This is a genomic window from Segatella baroniae B14 (genome assembly GCF_022024235.1).
In the GTDB taxonomy this organism is placed as follows: domain Bacteria; phylum Bacteroidota; class Bacteroidia; order Bacteroidales; family Bacteroidaceae; genus Prevotella; species Prevotella bryantii.
Genome location: NZ_CP091799.1, coordinates 1,762,613 through 1,785,920 on the forward strand (window position 1 = coordinate 1,762,613; position 23,308 = coordinate 1,785,920).

Annotated in this window: 18 protein-coding genes; 3 read left to right on the forward strand and 15 right to left on the reverse strand. The window is 37.5% G+C overall.

Features of this window, described 5'->3' with window-relative positions; genetic code table 11:
• Positions 1–67: 67 nt before the first annotated feature.
• From L6469_RS07395 to L6469_RS07405, 3 genes are all read right to left on the reverse strand, one after another.
• On the reverse strand, positions 68–2,542 hold the full coding sequence (locus L6469_RS07395) for a bifunctional UDP-N-acetylmuramoyl-tripeptide:D-alanyl-D-alanine ligase/alanine racemase (protein ID WP_006282095.1): 2,475 nt from the start codon (positions 2,540–2,542) through the stop codon (positions 68–70).
• A 1-nt stretch (position 2,543) separates the two neighbouring features.
• Positions 2,544–3,419 carry a GSCFA domain-containing protein gene (locus L6469_RS07400; RefSeq protein WP_006282096.1) on the reverse strand — a complete coding sequence of 292 codons (876 nt, stop codon included), beginning with the start codon at positions 3,417–3,419 and terminating at the stop codon, positions 2,544–2,546.
• A 147-nt stretch (positions 3,420–3,566) separates the two neighbouring features.
• Positions 3,567–6,053, reverse strand: coding sequence for a YfhO family protein (locus L6469_RS07405; protein WP_006282097.1), 2,487 nt, complete (start codon positions 6,051–6,053; stop codon positions 3,567–3,569).
• A gap of 109 nt (positions 6,054–6,162) precedes the next feature.
• On the opposite strand from L6469_RS07405, the gene L6469_RS07410 reads away from it, so the two are divergent.
• Entirely contained in the window at positions 6,163–6,852 is a 690-nt protein-coding gene (locus L6469_RS07410; protein WP_006282098.1) for a 5'-methylthioadenosine/adenosylhomocysteine nucleosidase, read from the forward strand.
• A gap of 212 nt (positions 6,853–7,064) precedes the next feature.
• Here L6469_RS07410 and typA read toward each other — a convergent pair whose 3' ends face one another.
• A complete protein-coding gene (gene typA, locus L6469_RS07415; protein ID WP_027453313.1) occupies positions 7,065–8,867 on the reverse strand; it encodes a translational GTPase TypA in 1,803 nt (600 codons plus the stop codon).
• 201 nt (positions 8,868–9,068) lie between these two features.
• Between typA and rpsO the strand changes: the two genes are divergently transcribed.
• Positions 9,069–9,338, forward strand: coding sequence for a 30S ribosomal protein S15 (gene rpsO / locus L6469_RS07420; protein WP_006282101.1), 270 nt, complete (start codon positions 9,069–9,071; stop codon positions 9,336–9,338).
• Between the two features lie 58 nt (positions 9,339–9,396).
• On the opposite strand, the gene folK is transcribed toward rpsO, so the two are convergent.
• The 6 genes from folK to L6469_RS07450 are packed head-to-tail and all read right to left on the reverse strand — an operon-like array spanning position 9,397 to position 13,680.
• Positions 9,397–9,804 (reverse strand): 2-amino-4-hydroxy-6-hydroxymethyldihydropteridine diphosphokinase, encoded by a 408-nt coding sequence (gene folK, locus L6469_RS07425; RefSeq protein ID WP_006282102.1) that lies wholly within the window; start codon positions 9,802–9,804, stop codon positions 9,397–9,399.
• Between the two features lies 1 nt (position 9,805).
• Positions 9,806–10,969: a tRNA preQ1(34) S-adenosylmethionine ribosyltransferase-isomerase QueA gene (gene queA, locus L6469_RS07430; RefSeq protein ID WP_006282103.1), complete on the reverse strand. Its 1,164-nt coding sequence runs from the start codon at positions 10,967–10,969 to the stop codon at positions 9,806–9,808.
• 33 nt (positions 10,970–11,002) lie between these two features.
• Positions 11,003–11,710: a tRNA pseudouridine(55) synthase TruB gene (gene truB, locus L6469_RS07435; RefSeq protein WP_006282104.1), complete on the reverse strand. Its 708-nt coding sequence runs from the start codon at positions 11,708–11,710 to the stop codon at positions 11,003–11,005.
• Entirely contained in the window at positions 11,711–12,541 is an 831-nt protein-coding gene (locus L6469_RS07440) for an undecaprenyl-diphosphate phosphatase (RefSeq protein ID WP_006282105.1), read from the reverse strand. It lies immediately after the preceding gene.
• Positions 12,541–12,783: a DUF3098 domain-containing protein gene (locus L6469_RS07445; protein ID WP_006282106.1), complete on the reverse strand. Its 243-nt coding sequence runs from the start codon at positions 12,781–12,783 to the stop codon at positions 12,541–12,543. Before L6469_RS07445 ends, L6469_RS07440 begins: the two co-directional genes overlap by 1 nt.
• Before the next feature lie 18 nt (positions 12,784–12,801).
• Positions 12,802–13,680: a cell division protein FtsX gene (locus tag L6469_RS07450; RefSeq protein ID WP_006282107.1), complete on the reverse strand. Its 879-nt coding sequence runs from the start codon at positions 13,678–13,680 to the stop codon at positions 12,802–12,804.
• A gap of 234 nt (positions 13,681–13,914) precedes the next feature.
• Between L6469_RS07450 and L6469_RS07455 the strand changes: the two genes are divergently transcribed.
• Positions 13,915–14,694 carry a radical SAM protein gene (locus L6469_RS07455; protein WP_006282108.1) on the forward strand — a complete coding sequence of 260 codons (780 nt, stop codon included), beginning with the start codon at positions 13,915–13,917 and terminating at the stop codon, positions 14,692–14,694.
• 90 nt (positions 14,695–14,784) lie between these two features.
• On the opposite strand, the gene lpxA is transcribed toward L6469_RS07455, so the two are convergent.
• The 5 genes from lpxA to L6469_RS07480 form a co-directional block, all read right to left on the reverse strand.
• Positions 14,785–15,567 carry an acyl-ACP--UDP-N-acetylglucosamine O-acyltransferase gene (lpxA, locus tag L6469_RS07460; protein WP_006282109.1) on the reverse strand — a complete coding sequence of 261 codons (783 nt, stop codon included), beginning with the start codon at positions 15,565–15,567 and terminating at the stop codon, positions 14,785–14,787.
• A gap of 20 nt (positions 15,568–15,587) precedes the next feature.
• Positions 15,588–16,982, reverse strand: coding sequence for an efflux transporter outer membrane subunit (locus L6469_RS07465; RefSeq protein WP_006282111.1), 1,395 nt, complete (start codon positions 16,980–16,982; stop codon positions 15,588–15,590).
• Positions 16,969–20,250, reverse strand: coding sequence for an efflux RND transporter permease subunit (locus tag L6469_RS07470; protein WP_006282112.1), 3,282 nt, complete (start codon positions 20,248–20,250; stop codon positions 16,969–16,971). The genes L6469_RS07465 and L6469_RS07470 overlap by 14 nt, the downstream gene beginning before the upstream one ends.
• A 21-nt stretch (positions 20,251–20,271) precedes the next feature.
• Positions 20,272–21,471, reverse strand: coding sequence for an efflux RND transporter periplasmic adaptor subunit (locus L6469_RS07475; protein ID WP_006282113.1), 1,200 nt, complete (start codon positions 21,469–21,471; stop codon positions 20,272–20,274).
• A gap of 271 nt (positions 21,472–21,742) precedes the next feature.
• Positions 21,743–23,209, reverse strand: a complete 1,467-nt coding sequence (locus L6469_RS07480) for a CCA tRNA nucleotidyltransferase (RefSeq protein ID WP_006282114.1) — start codon at positions 23,207–23,209, stop codon at positions 21,743–21,745.
• Positions 23,210–23,308: the final 99 nt, after the last annotated feature.

Here is a 23,308-nt window from a genome sequence, read left to right on the forward strand (position 1 = left end):
GGCAAAAAGCATACGTGCCTCTACTTTTTTAGCTTTTTACTTAGCTTTTTATTTTTAATAAGAAATTTTAGTCTTGGAAATAAATTCTCTTAACGCGGTCGCTAATATTAGTCAGTACCTCGTAAGGAATCGTATCAAGAACATCTGACAAGACGGTTACTGGTAGATGATCACCAAAAATTTCTACGGTATCACCCTCTTTACAGTCTATCCCCGTAACATCAATCATGGCAACATCCATACATATGTTGCCCACATATTCAGCTTTTTGCCCATTAACAAGACAATAGCAATGACGATTACCTAAGTGTCGGTTCAGTCCATCTGCATATCCGATAGGAATTGCTGCAATAACACTGTCATGTTCTATAGTTCCTTTTCGACTATAACCCACCGTATCACCAACTGGGATATGTCGCATCTGAAGAATGGTGGTCTTCAACGTGCTCACGTTGTTGATAATTTCATTATTACGACTATTGATACCATACAAGCCTAACCCCAAACGGCACATATCCAACTGGCGCTCAGGGAAGTGCTCTATACCTGCAGAATTATCTATATGACGGAGTATCTTATGATCGAATGCTGCCTGCAATTTCTTACTCCCCGCATCAAACAAAGCGAATTGGTTAGCTGAGAAATCATCAAAATCATCACTGTCTGAACCGACAAAGTGAGAGAATACACTTCTTGGTATGACTGCATTCTGATGTTTTAACCGATCTATAAGTTTATCCATATCGTTTATCGGATCAAAACCTAAACGATGCATACCTGTATCTAATTTGATATGAACTGGGAAATCGGTAATTCCTTCTTTTTCCGCAGCTTTTATCAATGCTTCAAGCAAACGGAAAGAATATACTTCTGGCTCTAGTTCATAGTCAAACATAGTCTTGAAAGCCGTCATTTCCGGATTCATAATCATGATATTACTTGTAATACCATTACGTCGTAACGTTACACCTTCATCGGCTACTGCCACAGCCAGATAATCAACACGATGATCTTGTAAAGTTTTTGCAATCTCTACAGAACCTGCACCATAAGCATTCGCTTTTATCATACAGACCAATTTGGTCTCTGGTTTCATAAAAGAACGATACCAGTTAAGATTCTTCACTACCGCATTTAGATTTACCTCAAGGATAGTCTCATGCACTTTCTGGACAAGAAGTTCGGTAATCTGGTCAAAACCAAATTGACGTGCCCCCTTAATCAGAATAACCTCATCACGCAAAGAACGAAATACTTCGCTATTTATCAACTGTTCTACAGAAGAAAAGAAGAATTTTTCAGGAATCTGTATCTGATCAGCATGTGCTTTCAATTCGGGTCCTACACCAATAAATTTGACAACACCACGCTTATAGGCCAAATCCGAAACATCACGATACAAGTTTTCTGGTTTTTCACCACTTTGGAAGATGTCACTCAATATCAATGTATGACGTCTTCCCTTATGATCAGGACGACGATTCATAAAATCAAGAGCGATATCCAGCGAATTCACATCTGAATTATAGCTATCATTAATCAGTGTACAACCATGCTGCCCCACTTTTACCTCCAATCGCATAGCGACAGGTTCAAGTTTAGCCATACGGCGAGAGAGAACATCAGTGCTGACACCCAAACAAAGCGTAACTATTGCACAAATTATCGAATTAGAAATAGAAGCTTCATCGATAAATGGCAGTATATATTTTCCTTCTTTGTCTTTAAAATTATAATTTATGACAGTATCATTTTTTCTTTTTTCTACCGATTTAATAAACATAGTAGCTTTCGGATTCTTGAAAGACCATGTTATTTTTTCTCCCGAATAGTTATAAGACTCTACTGTATCATTTATAATTTCATCGTCCATATTATAGACGATAGTTTTAGCATCATGAAAAAGGATCAGTTTTTCACGGCATTTCGCCTCTTTTGACTTAAAATTTTCCTGATGAGCAGACCCCAAATTCGTTAAGACTGCAATTGTTGGCTGGATGATGTCACGAAGCGCAAGCATTTCTCCAGGCTCACTGATACCAGCCTCAAATATACCAATCTCAGTTTGCTTATTAAGTAACCAAACTGATAAAGGCACTCCTATCTGAGAGTTATAACTACGAGGACTACGTGTAACATACATATCATCAGAAAGCAACTGATATAGCCATTCTTTAACGATGGTCTTACCATTACTACCCGTTATACCCACAATAGGGATATTGAATTCATCACGATGACGCTCTGCTAATCGTTGTAAAGCCTCAAGCGTATTAACAACACGCAAGAAATTAGCATCTGGATAATCTGAGGCAAAATTATTCGGAACATCAGATACAACAAAATTTCTGACTCCACGACGATACAACTCGGCTATATAATTATGTCCATCATTTCGCTCTGACTTTAGAGCAAAGAAAAGAGTTTCTTCAGGAAAACAGAGTGAACGGCTATCTGTCAAAATAAAACCGACATTACAGTCTCTGTCTCCATAGCGACGCGCACCTATAAGTGTGGTTACTTTTTCAATAGTATATATCATTTCACTTAATTATTTTCTGATATGCAAATTTCGGATATTTTTTTGAAAGCATGGATACTTTTAACATTGTTTTATCCATGAATTTCTTATATTCTTCAGATTCTGGATGAAACGGCTTATGCCCCAAGGCTTCTTTTATAGGCTTCCACTCTGCTAGAAATTTTCGAGTATCCTCACTAAAATAGGCCTCAGCAAACCTCTCATAGATGTATTCTACGGTTTGCTCTGAAGGGTGCAACATATCGGGCTTATAAAAACGATAATCGCGTAGTTCATCATTAACGATTTCATAAGCAGGAAAATAACAAACGGAATTATCATTTTCTTCGCTAACATAATGTTGTACAAGTTGGTCTGCAGCTAACTGTAAAGTAGCCTTGGAAAGTTGACTTCCATGATAGCCATATTTTCGATAACGTATCGGACTTACAGTTAGGATTATTTTAATCTCAGGATTGGCGCTTCGCAACAACGATACTGCTTCATCTAAATACTGATAACATTCACTGACAGACAATGCTCTCTCTACAAATAGATGCTGGGGGCGTTTCTTACAATTATCTACAATTTCACGAGTTTCCTTAAGGATATAGACATGATTAGTACCTAAGGTAAATATAGCAACCTGAGGAATTCTATCTTCATAGCTCTCCACTCCCTCTATTTCATGTGAACTATCTAACAGCTCTTGAACAGAATGAAGAATACTAGCAGGATTATACATCACTCCAAAGGGATTGACGATAGCCCGAAACTGCTCTTCTCGAAATCGATTACCTATATTATCAGCAAAACAACTCCCCAGAAAAAGCATCTTTTCACACGGTGAAATTTTCCAAGAAGAAGATTGTATATCTACTTTTGTCTGGAATTCCATAAACACAAAGCATCTTTAAAATCAACATCCCTAATGCGAATCAAACTCACACCTTTACAATAAAACTTTTGTATCGTCCCCGCCAAATACGAAGACGATACAATCAGTCATAACTGCCGAGTGTTGATTATTATAACTACATATTACTTAGCTATTTTTCCTTTTCCACTCTATATAAACTCCTAAACCTATAATTAAGATTAGAACAATATAGGCCACATAAGCAATAGTCTCTGTTTCTGTCACTGATTTAGGGAAGAAACTGAGCACTATCTTATGGCTACCTGCTTTAACCTTCAAGGCACGAAGTATATAGTTAACTCGTCCTAATTCAACAGGAGATCCATCTACAGTAGCAGTCCAACCTGGATAATAAATCTCAGAAAATACGACAATACCACCCTTGCCTGATTTTACCTGATATTCCAGTTGATTAGGTTTATAAGATGTCAACTTCACGATAGAAGTCTGGTCTTGAACCGTACTTTGTCCAAGTTGTTCCTGGAATTTCTTATCTGCTACAGCTTGATGACGGAGGTTTAACTTACCCAACGCTGCAATTTCTTCATTTGCATTATCTACAAAGTCAACATGATCAACAAACCATCCATTTCCATATACATAAGGATTTTGTAAAGGAACAGTCTTGCCATCCTGAAGCGGAAGAATAAAATATTTGGCGTTCAACATATTGAGGACTGGGAATATGCTATCCCCATTCACTTTTGTCATATCGCCATTTGACTTAGAAACAGCAGACATCAATTTCTGCATCTCTGGCGAAATATACGCATCTATCATCTCTTGATAGCGACGAAGTTTAGCCGCATGATAACCACCTATGCTCTTATGATAATAAGAAGTTTCATTCTCATTAAATGTATTCGAAGCCAAATTAAGTACACGATAATCTAATGATTTATCACGTAAAATCTGCTTATCAGTTTCTGTCATCGGTTGAGGAGCCTCGCGCTGACTCTTCTCTACAAACATATCATCATAAAGATAGCGCTTATTAATTTGCCACATATCAATAAGGCAAAGTACAGCTAAACCGACAATCATGTAAACATCGCCGATTTTCTTATACTTGTAAAGCATTAAGAACACCATACCGATAAGAATGATAACGAACGAACGCCAACAATCTGATGTAAACATAGCCTGACGCATACTAATCAGATTAGACATCAGAGGGTTCAGATATTCAGCGGGTATCTGCTGTAATGCTTTTAATTCTGAAGAAGAAATAAAATCTGAAAAGAATACTCCTGGCATCAATGCAAACAAAGCACAGAAGCCCGCAGTAAGACCGAAACTAATCCATACCCATTTCATTTTGGTCGTCAGGATTTCAGGCTCATCTACAATCTTCTTGAGTGCCATCATTGCCAATAAAGGAATAGTAAATTCGGCTATAACCAAAATAGAAGCAACCGTTCTAAACTTAGCATACATAGGAACATAATCAAGGAAGAAATCGGTAAATCCCATAAAATTTCGTCCCCAAGATAACAATATAGAAAGTATGGTAGCTGCCAACAAGGCCCATTTCATAGGTCCCTTAACAATGAAGAGCCCAAGCACAAAAAGTAACATGACAAAAGCGCCTACATAAACAGGACCTGAAGTACCAGGCTGCTCACCCCAATACTGACCAATCTGCTGATAAACCTGCATAAACTGAGGATCAGCCTTTTTCATTGCGATTTCATTCTGACTTAAAGGCATTGAAGCGCCACCTTTGGTATTTGGAATCAAAAGTGTCCAAGTTTCATCTATGCCATAACTCCATTGTGTAATATAATCACGATCTAGACCACTTTCCGTCTGATTTGCAGAGTTTTTCTTAACCAGTTCACTCTTACCACGCATAGATTCCTGACCATATTCCCATGTATGATAAAGATTAGAGAGGTTAAGACTAATGGCTATAGCGGCACCGACTGCACAAGCAGCTGCACCTTTCCAGAAATTTAGCATAGTTTTATTCTTGATAGCTTCAGCTAAATAGGCCAACACCATAAAGAATATTATGAAGAGATAATAATAGGTCATCTGAACGTGGTTAGCGAGAATCTCGAATCCACCAAAGAGACCTGTCAAAACAAGTCCCCATAAATATTTTCCACGGAAAGACAATACGATACCTGCAATCATCGGTGGCAAATAAGCTAATGCCATCACTTTCCAGATGTGTCCTGCGGCAATAATAATGAAGAAGTAACTGGAGAAAGCCCAAATGATAGCACCCAAAGCAGCTAACGAACGCCTAAAATCAAATGCCCTTAAGAGAATATAAAAGCCAAGCAAGTAGGCAAACACATACCATACATTCTCGGGCAACCATAGGTGATATGCAGAAACAGCCTCATTTAAAACGGTAGTACTCTTATAAGAAGGTGCCAATTGGTAAGTCGGCATACCTCCAAATACAGAATTGGTCCAACGTGATGTTTCGCCAGTTTGTTCACGGTACTGACTAATTTCCCGTCCAGCTCCTACACCGGCAGAAGAATCATGTCTGTAGAGGATACGACCATCCATATCTGCAGGCATAAAATAGACAAAAGAAATTACAGCAAAAATAACTACTGCTAGTATGTCTAGCAGATATTTCTTAAATGCTTTCATTATTTAATATAAACGTTTGTATTTATGGCAAAAGTACAAAAAATATAGCAACTCTACCGTATCATCTGTCATCTTTTTAGTATATTTGCAAAAAATAAAAGAACGGATTATGAAAATAGGTATTATTGTAGCCATGGATAAAGAATTAGCACAGTTGCAATCTTTATTCACTAATGCCAAAAAAGAAACCCATCACAAAAAAGATTTCTTTATTGGTAAAATCGGTAATCATGATATCATTCTGCAAAAATGTGGTATCGGAAAAGTTAACTCTACGATTGGAGCGGTAGAGATGATTAACAACTACCAGCCAGATCTCATTATTTCTTCAGGTTGTGCTGGAGGAGTAGATACTTCACTCCAAGTAGGTGATGTCGTCGTTTCGACTTCATGTGTCTACCATGATGCCTATTGTGGCAGCGAGTGTGAATTCGGACAAATACTGGGCATGCCTGCGCAGTTCCAATCTCCTCAGCAACTTGTAAACATTGCTACACGGATTAATAGTAAAGAAAAAGTTGTACCAGGACTGATTGTCAGCGGAGAATGGTTTGTAGATTCTCGAGAAAAGATGCTGTCGATACTCGACAAATTCCCTATGGCTACAGCTGTTGATATGGAGAGTTGTTCTATTGCACAGACTTGCCATATTTATAACATTCCTTTCATTAGTTTCCGCATCATAAGCGATGTGCCTTTAAAAGACCATAAAGCACAGATGTATTTTGATTTTTGGGACAAAATGGCCGAAGGCTCATTTGATGTAACAAGAAACTTCCTAGATACTATTACGGAGTAATATTACAAACAAGTAATCTAACTGTAGACCTACAGCAAAATTTGGTAAAGCTTTTAGCATCATAAGACATTTGACACTACTTATCTATAACTAAATGGATATCGAAAAATACCAAAGGAGGTCTTGGAAAGAGTTTATCCAAAATAAACAAATTCGAAAATATAAAAAAGGATGCAATCAAAATTGCATCCTTTTTATATTTTATCAAAATCTTAATCCTTGTTAGAACGCTTACGCTCCAAGTGGTCAAGAATAGCCTTACGCATACGCATACTCTTTGGAGTAACCTCTACGAACTCATCCTCCTTAATATACTCAAGACACTCTTCGAGACTCATTACAGTCTTAGGTATTACTCGAGCCTTATCATCAGAACCAGAAGCACGAACGTTAGTTAACTGCTTAGCCTTAGTTACATTAATAACCAAATCATTTTCGTGAATATGCTCACCAACGACCTCACCAGCATAAACTTCTTCTCCTGGATCTATGAAGAACTTACCACGATCTTGCAACTTATCAATAGAATAAGCAAAAGCTGTACCAGTCTCCATAGCAACCATAGAACCATTTGAACGACGAACAATCTCACCCTTGTATGGCTGATACTCTTTATAACGATGTGCCATAATAGCCTCACCTTGAGAAGCAGTCAACACATTGGTTCGCAGACCAATAATACCACGTGATGGAATATCAAATGTAATATTAACACGATCGCCCTCAGTATCCATTCCAGTCAATTCACCCTTACGACGAGTTACCATATCAACCATTTTACTAGAATAATCCTGAGGTACATTAATTGTCAACTCCTCTATAGGTTCGCACTTCACACCATCAATCTCTTTGTAGATTACCTGTGGCTGACCTACCTGAAGTTCGTAACCCTCACGACGCATGGTTTCAACTAACACAGAAAGATGAAGTACACCACGACCACTAACAATCCAACGATCTGTATATCCTTCAACTTCACGAACACGAAGAGCAATATTCTTTTCCAATTCCTTGTTCAAACGATCAGTAATCTGGCGAGAAGTACAGAACTTACCTTCACGACCAAAGAAAGGAGAATCGTTGATAGTAAACAACATACTCATAGTAGGCTCATCTACAGCTATAGTTGGTAAAGGTTCTGGATTTTCGAAATCGGCAATAGTATCTCCGATTTCAAAGTGCTCCAAACCGATTACAGCACAGATATCACCAGAAGAAACTTCATCAGTCTTCTTATGGCCCATACCCTCAAAAGTATGTAGTTCCTTAATCTTTGTTTTTTCCATACTACCATCACGGTGGCATACAGTAATATTCTGGTTTTCCTTAAGAGTACCACGATGAACACGACCTACTGCAATACGACCTGTATAGTTAGAATAATCCAAAGACGTAATCAACATCTGTGGAGTACCTTCCAAATATTTAGGAGCTGGAACAATCTCAACGATTTTATCCAAAAGATAGTCTATATTATCAGTTGGTGTTTTCCAGTCTTCACTCATCCAACCGTTTTTCGCAGAACCATAAACAACCGGGAAGTCAAGTTGTTCTTCTGTAGCATTCAAATCGCACATCAAATCGAATACCATCTCATACACTTCCTCAGGACGACAATTAGGCTTATCAACCTTATTTACAACAACAATAGGCTTCAAGCCAAGCTGAAGAGCCTTCTGAAGAACGAAACGTGTCTGTGGCATTGGGCCTTCGAAGGCATCAACGAGCAAAAGACAACCATCAGCCATATTGAGCACACGCTCTACTTCACCACCAAAGTCTGAGTGACCCGGAGTATCAAGAATATTAATTTTTGTACCCTTCCAGTTAATAGAAACGTTTTTTGAGAGAATGGTTATACCTCGTTCACGCTCCAAATCATTGGAGTCCAAAACTTCGCCACTGTTATCCTGGCCGTCACGGAACAGATTACCGGCGATCATCATCTTGTCAACCAAAGTAGTCTTTCCGTGGTCGACGTGTGCAATAACTGCAATGTTTCTAATGTCTTGCATTTCTTTTACCTTAATATGCTTATTTCAAGTGCAAAAGTACAAAAATTATTGGAAATATTTGCTCGATACTACAAAAAGTTGTAACTTTGCACCGCAATTTCGGAAAATCCGATGCATTCAAGTCCGCTTACCCGCTGTGATTAAGGTAGATATGGCGTACGAAGGATGTAATTGCACCATTTTATATTAATCAAACAAATCATGTATTTAGACAAGACAAAAAAGGAAGAAATCTTCGCAGAGTTCGGTAAAGACAGCAAGAACACAGGTTCAGCAGAAAGCCAGATTGCATTGTTTACTTTCCGTATCAAGCACTTGACAGAGCACGTTAAGGAGCACCACAAGGACTTCGTTACTACTCGTGCTTTGACAAAGTTGGTAGGTAAGCGTCGTGCTCTCCTTAACTACTTGAAGAAAAACGATATCGAGCGTTATCGTGCTATCATTAAGGCTCTCGGTCTCCGTAAGTAATTTTTGCGAAGTCAAGAAAAATAAAAGGTTTGGATTACAAAATAATCCAAACCTTTTTTTATTTCAGTATTTCTTGTAAGGGTTTCATTACAAAATCCCGTTCATTCATTAAAGGATGAGGAATCTTTAAATCTGGTTCATCTATACTTAAATCATCATAAAGCAGAATATCAATATCTATAACACGATCATGATATTCTTGATTTACTGACTTTCCTATTCTACCCAATTCTTTCTCTATATTCTGAGTAGTCAGCAACAATTGATGAGGTAACAATCCAGTTTCAACACAAATACAAGCATTAATAAAATCATTAGGAGACTCAAAGCCCCATGGCTTTGTTTCATAAAGAGTTGATTGGCGTACAACGACACCAACCATCTCCTCTATTTTTTCAATTGCTTCACGTATCGTGCGCTTTCTGTTACCGATATTTGCACCAAGGCTAAGATAGACGGTATGCATATTAATCGTTCAAAATAAGCATAGCATCACCATAACAGCCAAACTTATAACCATTTTCAAGCGCTTTATGATAAGCCTCCATGACCAAATCATAACCACCAAAGGCTGCAGTCTCCATGAGCAAGGTTGACTCTGGATGATAAAAATTAGCAAGCATAGAGTCAGCTAGACCAAAATCATAAGGTGGGAAAATAAACTTATTAGTCCAGCCATCGTACTCCTTTAAGAAACCATCTGTACCAACAGCAGTTTCTGTAGCTTTTACAACACTTGTACCAACAGCACAAACGCGATGTCCAGCTTTCTTAGTATCATTAACCAAATCACAAGCTTCACGACCAATAATCATCTGCTCAGAATCCATCTTATGCTTGGTTAAATCCTCAACTTCAATATCATGAAAGTTTCCAAGCCCACAATGCAAAGTAATAAACGCAGTATTAATGCCTTTGATTTCCATACGCTTCATCAACTCACGGCTGAAATGCAGACCTGTTGCTGGAGCTGTAACAGCACCCTCATTCTTGGCAAAAACACACTGAAAATCGTCCAAATCATCAACTGTAGCATGATGATCCTCACGACTATCAATAACATAACGAGGAAGTGGAGCTTCACCTAAAGCATACAAATTCTGCTTAAATTCCTCATGTGGGCTATCATATAAGAAACGTAACGTACGACCACGGCTTGTGGTATTGTCAATAACCTCAGCCACCATAGATCCTGAGTCGTCAAAGAAAAGTTTGTTACCGATACGAATTTTTCGTGCTGGCTCTACGAGAACATCCCAAAGACGCATTTCCTCATTCAATTCACGGAGAAGGAATACCTCTATTTTAGCATCCGTTTTCTCCTTAGTTCCATACAAACGTGCAGGAAAGACCTTCGTATCATTTAGCACAAAAGTATCACCATCATCAAAATAGTCAAGAACATTGCGAAAATCAAGATACTCACCTTGAATATCATTACCGTTGCTATCTTTCTTAAAAATATCAATTGTCTCTGATTTCTTATGAAGTACCATTAACTTACACTCATCACGACGAGTAACAGTAAACGTTTTCTCGCCAGAAGATGTTTTTATAGTCTTCTCTACTTGATGAGGATACAAAGCAATTTGATCCTGAGGTAATTTGAATTTAAATTGTGATAGTTTCATAATATATAAATTTCCTTTCTGGATTTTTAGTTCTTAATTATTTTCAAAATCTATTTCGATTGTATCAAGCCACTCTGCAAAATGGTCATAATTCACACAATCCTGAATAGTAACTTTTCCTACTCGAGTTCTTCTCAAAGATGTAAGGAAGGCTCCACTTCCTAAAGCCCTTCCAAGATCTCTCGCCAAAGAACGAATATAAGTACCTTTTCCACATACTACCCGAATAGTCATCTGCATCGTTGTGGGATCAAAGTCCAATAATTCAATTTCCTCAATATGAACCGTTTTTGGCTGCAACTTTACTTCTTCGCCTGCTCTTCGCAATGCATAAGAACGTTCTCCACCAACTTTGACTGCACTATAGGTGGGAGGAACCTGCTGAATATCCCCTATAAATTGCTGAATAGTTTGCAACACCAATTCTCGAGTGATATGGTGTGTTGGGTAAGTATAATTTACTGTATGTTCCTTATCGTAACTCGCCGTTGTTGCTCCCAATTGCAAGCCTGCTACATATTCTTTGGTATGATATTGCAAACTCTCAATTTTCTTAGTTGCTTTACCCGTACAAAGAATAAGTATACCTGTTGCTAATGGGTCTAAAGTTCCTGCATGTCCTATTTTTATTTTACGACCTAACTTACGAGACAACAGATAACGAACATGCGCCAAAGCGCCAAAACTTGAGATGCGATAAGGCTTGTCTATTGCTAAAATTTCTCCTTGAAAAAAATTCATTTAGTCTACCATTACAAGTGAATGACCTGTTGCCAAAAGAAGCAAAATGATGGAACCTACCAAAATTCGGTACCACCCAAACCATTTGAAACCATATTTAGCTAGGAATGAAACAAACCACTTCATAGCAAAGAGAGCTACAAAGAAAGCCACGACACACCCTACGATCAATAACATAATATTTTCAGAAGTAGCCCATTGGGTATCTTCACCGAACATCTCTATCAAATCTAGTAAAGTAGCTCCAGCCATCGTAGGAACAGCAAGAAAGAAAGAGAATTCAGCGGCATTTTTACGAGTGAGTTTCTGCTGCATACCACCAACTATTGTTGACATACTTCGACTCATACCCGGAATAACAGATAAGCACTGAAAACATCCAATAAAAAAGGCACGTTTTGTCGTTATTTCGTTATCATCCTTACCCTTATCAAATATACGGTCACAGAAAAGCATGAAAATACCTCCTAACACCAAGGTTATTGCTACTACATGTACAGAATCGAGCAACCAATCGAGTAATCCACTTTTTTTAGCAACCAAACCGACTATGACCGCAGGTAGCACACCAATAATCAGCAAGCCATAAAATTTCATTTTCTCATTAAATTCATGCTTATTTCTCATTTGAAAGAAATGTTTCCAATAAAGGCAAACTACAGAAAGGATGGCACCAAACTGTATAATAAAAGTAAAAGCATGAACAAACGGATCACCAGATTGTACACCTAGCAGATTCTGAGTAATAATCATATGACCTGTTGAAGATACAGGTAAAAACTCTGTCAATCCCTCAACTATAGAGATAATTATCGTTTGAATTAAATCCATTATGCCTCCTTATTGCTTGTATCTTTTGGTTTACGAACAATGGCATATACCATAGATATAAAGCCAAAGAAACAAACTACAGGTGCAACTTTCACGCGAGTAGCACTAAAAATATCAGTATTGAATGATGTTTCTGTAGAACCAGCACCACTCATCAGAATAAAACCCAAAATAACGATTAACATACCAACTGCCAATAATATGAAATTGACTTTGTCGAATGCCAAATTTTTCTTATCCATAGTATATAATTTTTTAAATTAAATTTTATAAAGAGCACTAGCTTTCATTTTCAAGAACTTATTAACAGAAATTGTTGAACAAAAGGCTGTGATAATTATACCAAACAAAAAGACAGATGCTCCAGTGATAGCCATTTCCTTCCAAGTAACCACAAGTAACACATCCGGCTCAAAACGATAAAGAAGATATACACACCCTCCAAGCACGACACAGGCGATTAAAGCAGCCAAAATACCAATTAAAATCGCCCTTTTGATAAAAGGTTTACGAATGAAGCTCCATGATGCACCAACCAGTTTCATTATATGGATAGCAAAACGACGCTCATAAATACTCAACTTTACAGTATTACTGATTAATGAGAAAGAAACAAAGGTCAGCAATACAGCTAACACTAAAAGGACAATACTAATTTTTACAATATTATGGTTAACCTGATCTACCAAATCTTTCTGAAAATCCACTTCATTTACTTTAGGATAAGCCTGAAGTTCACGAGATATCCATTTCAAAGAATCACTATTAGCATAATCGGCCAATAAGGTAATGTCTATGGAAGAAAGAAAAGGATTTACACCTGCAAATTCAGAAGGATTTACTCCTAACTCTTGGGTTCCCTCTTTCAAAGCCGTTTCTTTACTTATATAAGTCAAATGATTAATATAAGGACGACTTTTCAGCTTATTACAAATCTGCTGAGCTTCAGAGGAAGTCATATCTTGATCAAGCATGATTGTTACAACAAGATTCTCACGAACATAATTTGAGAGGTTCTTCGCTGTTAAGACTGAAAAAACAACCATTCCTAACAAAACAAGTACCATTGCTGTACTAATACACAAAGTAGCCACCTGCAATCTTGATCGACTGCCGGCTTTCTTACGTTTATTTCCCATTATTAAGAGATATTTATACCAAATATTTGTTCTAAATAAATACCGGACCAAAACAGATTTATTCTGATATTGGTACAGCACACCAAATTTGTTGCAAAGTAACAAAAAAATAAATGATTAAACGAGGCTTTAACTTGTATTAACGCGAAAATAAAAAAAGCAACTCTATCTTTTAGTAGAAATTTGTACCTTTGCTGACTAAACGATATTATTAGATTTTAAATTCTGTATATAATGAGCACGGTATTATATCCATCTCCTATATTTGGTCCTATTCATAGCCGCAGATTAGGCATTTCATTAGGCATTAACCTCATGCCAGACGATGGAAAAGTCTGCACTTTCGACTGTATTTATTGTGAATGCGGATTCAACAAAGATCATATTCCACATCACAAACGCCCTACCCGTGAGCAGGTAGCTGATGCTTTGGAACAAAAACTAAAAGAAATGCATACTACAGGGGTTCATCCTGACGTATTAACTTTCGCGGGGAACGGAGAGCCAACTGGACATCCACAATTTGCAGAAATCATAAATGACACCATCAAACTAAGAAATGACTATTGTCCTCAAGCCAAAGTTAGCGTTTTAAGCAACAGTACTTTTATTAACAATCCTAAAGTACACCAGGCACTTCTACAAGTTGATAATAATATATTAAAGTTGGACACTATCGATCCTGAATACATCAATGCATTAGATAGACCAACAGGAAAACCATACGATGTCAATACGATTATTGAAAATCTAAAAGCTTTCAATGGACATGTCATCATACAGACCATGTTTCTAAAAGGCAAAAGTGGCAACAAGAATATGGATAATACCGGGGAAAAATATACCAAGCCTTGGCTGAAAGCAATACAAGAGATTAAACCAAAAGAAGTAATGGTATATACCATAGACCGAGAAACTCCTGATAAAGACCTTATTAAAGCCACACATGAAGAGTTAGACCATATAAAACTAATGGTAGAAAAACTTGGTATAACTTGCACTGCTTCCTATTAAATATGTATCACTCTATATAACAATAAAAAGGATTTATCATTATGATAAATCCTTTTTATTGTTATATAGAGTAAATTGCTATGGTATGTCTTACTTTTTAGAGACAATACCAGCTTTTGTGCCTTTAATAAATTCTACAATATATCGAATTTCAGAGCTATCAGGTATCTGTGATTCGATCTGAAGAACAGAATCGAATACACTGTTCTGTCCATGAAAAACTAGACGGTAAGCATTAGCAATATGTTTCTGAACCTTTGGTGATACATCTGCTACGGTCATCATCGTATTATTAGGTCCACCATAAGTAACCGGTTTTCCACCAACAACAACATAAGGAGGAACATCTTTAGAGAAAGTTGTACCAGCTTGAATCATTGCTAATTTACCAACACGAGTATTAGCATTTTCGATAACAGAAGAAGAAAAGATAACACCATCGTGAATTTCACAAGATCCAGCAATCTTGGTACCATAGCCCAAAACGCACTTGTTACCAATTTTAGTATCATGAGAAATATGGGCTCCCTCCATTAAGAAGTTATCATCACCAATTACAGTCTGACCACCAGCATGGGTAGCACGATTAATAACAACATTTTCACGAATAATATTATTATTACCAACTACCAACTCCGTTTTCTCACCACAAAAATCAAAATCTTGAGGAAGAGCACCAAGAACTGCTCCCTGATGAATTTTATTACCGCTACCCATTTTTGTACCATTCAAGATACTCACAAATGGGAAAATAATACAATTATCTCCTATTTCTACATCGTCCTCAATATAGGCGAATGGAAATATCTTACAATTATTCCCAATTTTGGCTTTTGGAGAAACATAAGCCTTCTCACTTATTTCATTTGCCATAGTTATTTCTTTAAGGATTATTACTTGGCACCACCACCAAGAGCATAATATAAGTTAACAATAGCTTGCATTTTACTGAAGTCATCACTAATCTTTGATAACTGTGCATTAAGGAGTGAAGACTCAGCTGTAATAACCTGAAGATAATTACTACCAGCACTTGCCATCAATTCTCTAGTATCCTCTACATTTTTCTTCAAAGCAGCAATCTGCTTCTCTTCAAGCTTACTCTTTTTGGCAGAAGTATTATAAAGAACAAGAGCATTGCTAACTTCATTGCCTGCACTCAAAACAGAATTTTGCCACGTATTATAAGCCTGTTTATACTGAGCTTCAGATACACGAAGTGCGGCTGTAAGCTTACCATTCTGGAAAATCGGTTGAGCTAAAGATGCTATAGCATTCCAAAGCAGCTTACCCGGATTAACAATAGCATTACCCAAGCTATTGGAAAAAGCACCTGTGGCAGAAATCGTTAATGCAGGATAGAAACTGGCACGAGCTGTCTCTATCGCATAGAAGCAAGATGCCAAATTCATTTCTGCAGCATGAACATCCGCACGGTTATTCAACAATTGAATACCCACTCCAGTAGAGAATGAGGTTGGCAGATTCTGCTGATCTATATCACCTCGAGCTATAGCATGTCCAGACTCTCCCAATACTAACGATAATGAATTCTCGGTAGTACGAATCTGGCGCAATAAATCCTCTTTCTGTGTCAAAACAGAATAATAGTTAGCCTCAGCACTTTGAACAGCTGTAGAACGAATTCCTAATATGGCATCCTTCTGTAATTTATATATTTCCCAAGTATCCTTTGTCAACTTTTCCATATCGTTTACAATCTCAACTTGCTTATCCAACATCAGGAGTGTATAATACATATTAGCAATGTTGGCAATCAAATTAGTTTGTACAGATACTTGATAATCTTTACTCTGCAGAAGCGCTACCTGTGCAGCTCGCTTAGAAGACAAAAGTTTGCCCCACAAATCAACATTCCAGCTAGCATTAATAGGCAAAGTATAAGTTTTGGTTATACCTGACACATCCTGCACTCCTGCCAGTGTTCCATTAGGAGTAAAAGTAAAAGAAGGCAAAAAAGACAACTTAGCTGCTTTTAGTTGAGCTTGAGCCATATCTACATTTAATGCAGCATTTAAGAGATCTGGATTATTTTTGAGTCCCTTCTCTATCAATTCTTGCAAATGAGGATCAGTAAACACACTACGCCAAGGCAAATTGGCAAAACTCGTCGTATCAGCAACGGCTAACGTATCAGCAATAGATGCAGTATCGCGTACTAATCCTTTCGTGTTAACATCAGGACGTTCATATTTGCCATACAGAGTCTTGCAGCTACTCAGAGTGAGCGCAGCAAGACCTATAACTACTATATTATTTATTTTCATCTTGATCAAATTGATTAACGTAAGTTTCGAGCTTCTTACAATGCGCATACTGAGCCAACTCAGCTTCAGCGTCAGGATTTTCCTCATCATCAAATTTCAATGGAGTAAGTTTTTCCTGCAACCACTGGAAGATAGCAAACAATGAAGGTACTACAAATAGTTGGACTGCGGTACCAATCAACATACCACCAACAGCAGCAGCTCCCAAAGTCTGGTTACCATACTTACCTACACCAGAAGCGAACATCAAAGGCAACAAACCAACGATCATAGCCAATGAGGTCATCAAAATTGGACGGAGACGAGCTGCAGCACCAAGAATTGCAGAATACTTGATAGCCATACCGGTTCTACGACGTTCCAAAGCAAACTGTACAATCAAAATTGCATTCTTTGCCAACAAACCGATCAACATAATCAAAGATATCTGCATGTAAATATCGTTCGTATGCTGGAAAATCTGAGTAAACGCAAACGCACCAGCCAAACCAAATGGAATAGAGAGAATAACTGACAATGGCAAAATATAACTCTCATACTGAGCACTCAAGATCAAATATACAAAGAGCAAACAGAGAGCAAAAATCAAGCCTGTAGTATTAGAACTTTCAGCCTCTGAACGGGTCAAGCCTGAATATTCATAGCCATAACCAGTAGGAAGATTATCTGCAGCCACCTCCTCACAAGCCTGAAGAGCCTGACCTGTAGAATAACCATCTTGTGGTGTAATATTCAAGTTGATAGAAGTAAACAAGTTAAATCGTGAAATATTAGAAGGACCATAAACACGACGCAAAGTAGCAAACTCGCTTACTGGCGACATACCACTAGCAGTTCTTACATAAATATTACTCAAGCCATCTGGTCGCATACGTGACTCAACATCACCCTGAATCATTACACGGAAGAGTTTACCATAGGCATTAAAGTTAGATGCATAAAGACCACCATAATAACCTTGCATAGTAGAGAGCACTGCAGAAGGAGAAGTTCCAGCCTGCTTACATTTTGCAACATCTACATCAACCATATACTGTGGATAGTTGGCGTTGTAAGTTGTCATAGCAGTCTTTATCTCTGGACGCTTATTCAATTCTGCTAAATAAGATTTAGTGATATTAAAGAATTTATTCAAATCACCACCAGTCTTATCCTGCAAAGTCATCGTAACACCATTACTCATAGAGAAACCAGGAATCATAGGTGGACCAAATGCCAAGATCTGTGCATCTTTAATCATAGCAGCCTGCTTGTAGATCATACCCAATACACTAGTATTTTCCAATGGGTTAACTACAGCACGCATAGGGTCACCCGAAACTATAGCCTTAATCTTATCAAAGAAACCGTTAGAACGTTCTTCAAAAGGTTTCAATTTCAAAATAAAGGTTGCCTGATCGGATCCCTGTCCTGCAATAAAGTTATAACCTACAATCTGTTCACGACGTTGAATAGCAGGGTTATTAGCAAACATCTTATCAATCTGGTCGGCAATTTCCTGCGTACGCTCCTGACTAGTTCCTGGAGCTGCAGAAACCATCACGAACAATGTACCTGTATCTTCATCAGGAACAAGACCTGTACGAGTAGTTCTCATCAAAACGACCAAAGCCACAATACCGACAACAACAGAAACAACAGTTATTAAACTATGATTAATAACACGTTCAACACCCTTCTTATACTTATTTGTCAGATTCTCAAAAGAACGGTTGAAACCAGCATGGAAACGATCCAAAAAACTTGTTTTACCATGCTCTTTATCATTGGCATGCGGCTTCAGCAATATCGCACAAAGTGCAGGAGACAAAGTCAATGCATTGATAGCAGAGATTACGATAGAAATAGCCATGGTAACACCAAACTCACGATAGAATGTACCACTAGTACCACTAATAAATGATACAGGGACAAACACAGCAGACATTACCAATGTAATAGAGATAATAGCACCGCTAATTTCATTCATTGCATCGATAGATGCAGTCAACGCACTCTGATATCCCTGATCAAGTTTAGCATGAACAGCCTCAACAACAACGATAGCATCATCCACAACAATGGCAATAGCAAGCAACATAGCAGACAACACCAATAAGTTGATAGAGAAACCAAATATCCACAAGAACAAGAATGTACCCATCAATGCCACAGGAACGGCAATCATTGGAATCAAAGTACTACGGAAATCCTGCAAGAAAATATATACTACCAAGAATACCAAGCCCAAAGTAATGAACAAGGTCATAACAACCTCTTCGATAGAAGCAAACAAGAATTCAGTAACATCCTGCTCAAAAGTAACTTCCATGCCAGGAGGCATAGATTTCTGAGCATCTGCCAAAGCTGCTTTTACATCATTAGCAATCTGTGTAGCATTGGAACCAGCAATCTGCTGAACCATACCAAGCACAGCTGGCTGTCCATTATTCTTCAAGAATACATTATATTGAAGACCACCAAGTTCTATTTTTGCTACATCTTTCAAATAAAGAGTCTCACCTGTAGTCTTACTATTCAAGATTATATTCTCATACTCTGGTACTGTTGATAAACGGCCCTTGTAACGAAGAGTGTACTCGTAAGCCATATCACTCTGTTCACCAAAAGAACCAGGAGCAGCTTCAATATTCTGTTCAGCTAAAGCTGCAGTAATATCTGAAGGTATCAGACCATATTCCTTCATTTTATCAGGCTTCAGCCAAATACGCATTGAATAATTCTGCGTAGAAGGAGTCTGCACATCACCTACACCAGAGATACGTTTAATCAGTGGTACAATATTAATATTATTGTAGTTGGTAAGAAACTTACCATCATAGCGACCGTCTTCTGTTGTCAAAGAATACATAATAACGTTAGAACTCTGACGTTTAGAGACGGTAACACCTACCTGAGTAACTTCGGAAGGCAGTAAGGCCTGTGCCTGAGATACACGGTTTTGAACATTGACAGCAGCCATATTTGGATCTGAACCCTGTTCAAAGTAAACAGTAATCATTGCAGAACCAGCATTGGTAGCTGTAGACGTCATATAAGTCATGTGCTCCACACCATTAATACTCTCTTCCAAAGGAGTAATAACAGAGTTCATTACGGTTTTAGCATCCGCACCTGTATAGGTAGTCTGAACAACAATGGTTGGAGGAGCGATATCAGGATATTGCTCTATAGGCAGAGATATCAATCCGATGGTACCCAATAAGACGAAGAAGATAGAAATCACCGTCGATAGTACCGGTCGTTTTATGAAGTTTGTAAATGTCATAATTTTGTTCTAATACCTTAATTATTTTGTCATAGCTTCAATAAAGCCCTTAGCAGTTCCTTGTTTTTTGGCTAACTCTGCAGCCTCATCAAGTTGTTTCTGATACTGAGCTTCCGTAATAGGCTTAATAGCCATACCATCATTCAATTTCGTAATACCCTTGCTTACGAAACGATCACCCACATGCAAGCCACTGGTAACAATATAATTCTTACCATCATTCTGAGGATTTACAGTAATCTCTGTATATTTCACTTTGCTATCCTTAGTTACCACATAGACAAAGAATTTATCCTGAACTTCTACTGTAGCTTCTTGAGGAATGATAATCTGATTTTGACTGCCCTTGATATTAGGAATAATAATCTTACCAGCACCACCACTCTTCAATAAACGATTTGGATTAGCAAAATGAGCTATCAAAGAAATAGAACCTGTAGTAGCATCAATAACACCGCTCATCTTAACAACTTTACCTGGCTGATTATACACGGTACCGTCAGCCAACTGAAGTTTTACTGATGGAAAAGAAGATATTGCACCTTGTACATTTCCTGCCGTCTTTGTAAGATTGAGTATCTCACTTTCTGACATAGAGAAGAAAACCTCAACTGTACTTACGTCAGATATCGTTGTTAATGCTTCTTGGCTTGAAGAACTAACCAAAGCACCGACCTTATAAGGTAAACTACCTACAACACCAGATGCAGGGCTCTTAACATAACAGAAATCCAACATTTCCTTAGCAGAAGCCAAAGATGCCTCAGCCTGAGCAACACTAGCCTTTGCTGTCATGTAAGAATTCTGAGCTGTAGAAAGCTCATACTGACCAATTACATTCTTTTCGAACAATTTTTTATTGTTTTCATAGGTCAACTTAGCAGTATTCATCTGTGAGCGTGCGGTATTTACAGCAGCTTGCGCTTGACGTACAGATGCCTGATATGTTTCATTGTCTATTTCAAATAATATTTGGCCCGCAGAAACACGTTGTCCCTCATGAACATAAACTTTAGTTATGAAACCAGATACTTTTGGACGAACTTCAACATCCTGAATACCTTTGATTGTAGCAGGATATGTCGTCTGTAAATCAGCATTAGATACGCCTGCAGTGCGTACCGCAAACGAATTATCTGCCGGCAACTGCTGACTTTGCCCACCACAAGATGACAATACAGCAACAACAGCTGCAAGGAATAAATAACTTTTAATTTTCATACCTATTTATAGTTTTAATATTAACTACTAAAATAAAAATTTTATCCTAAATAGAAAACTAAGATGTCTCTATTAGTTTTTTCACAGCAAAGTTACTATAATTATCAATATGTTAAAAACGAAATACACATCCTTTAACACAAAAAAGAAAAAAAGAACACATATTTTAACGTATGGATAACGTTAAAAGCACTTTATTGCTACCAAGAATCAAATTGTTTGACGAGAATATTTTAAAAAATCAACCGAACTATTCGTGTAACAGATGGAATTAGAGTAATCCCATCTGTTTTGCTTTATCCCGAAGTAACAGTAGAAGAGGTTCTCTTTCATTTGCTACTTTATTGTCAAGAACAGCATCTTTTAAGGTCTGTTTAAGAGTACCAACCTCACGAGATGGTACTAAATGGAACATTTCCATGATTTCATTACCATCAATTACCGGCTGCAAAAGTCGCTTATAATCTTTCTCCTTCAACTCTGCTAATTTTTCTCTCACAACACGGAAATTATCTAAAAAATGCTGCTTTCTAATTGCATTTTTACTTGTTATATCAGCTTCACACAACATCATGAGATCATCAATATCATCGCCAGCATCATTGAGAAGACGCCGTACTGCACTATCAGTAACTTCTTCATCAGCAATAACAATCGGACGCATATGTAGCTCGACCATTTTCTGAACGTATTTCATTTCTGCTCCCATAGGCAATTTCATACGACGGAAAATTGAAGGTATCATCTTCGCACCCAAAAAGTTATGATTATGAAATGTCCATCCTGCAACATTATCCCAACGCTTACTTTTTGGTTTTCCTATATCATGGAACAAAGCAGCCCATCTCAACCAAAGTTTCGTATTAATAGATACAATTTTCGGTTCTACTTCATTTTTAGCGAGTTGAGCTTTACAAACATTTTCCAACACTTCAAGTGTATGGTCAAAATTATTTTTATGCCCTCTTCCATTACGTATTTCTACGACATCCATGATATCCAGCTCAGGAATAATCAATTTAAGAAGACCTGTTTCATGCAAATAATAAAGCCCCACACTAGGATGTGGAGAAAGCATAATTTTGTTCAACTCATCTGCGATACGTTCTGCACTTATAATTTTCAATCGATCTGCATTTCTAGATAGAGCTTCATAAGTAACATCTTCTATTTGAAAATTTAATTGAGTTGCAAAACGAATACAACGCATCATTCGAAGCGGATCATCAGAAAAAGTGACATCAGGATCTAATGGTGTAGCGATAATACCATCCTCCATATCAAGAAGCCCATCAAAAGGATCTACCAACTCGCCAAAACGCTCTTTGTTCAAACATACAGCTAAAGCATTAATTGTAAAGTCGCGACGATTCTGATCATCATCTAAAGTTCCATTTTCAACAATAGGTTTACGAGAATCATGACTATAGCTTTCTTTTCTAGCTCCAACAAATTCCACTTCCATACCCTTGTACTTCACTTGGGCTGTACCGAAATTTTTAAAAACTGAAATATGCGCTTTTTTACCTAATTCTTGACGTAGCTTCTCCGCTACAGCTATACCACTACCAACAACTACCACATCTATATCATTGGAAGGGCGCTCTAGAAACAAATCACGTACATAACCTCCAACAACATAACACTCAAGTTGCAAGCTATCTGCAGCATATGATATCTTGTGGAAAATGTCTTTATCGAGTATTTTTGCCAAATCGGCATTTGAAAGATTTCTCATATTTTTTATTTGAATTTGCAAAGTTAATGATTATAAATGAAAAATGGAAATTTTCATTTTTCATTTTTCATTTTCATTTCTCATTTATTATATGTATCT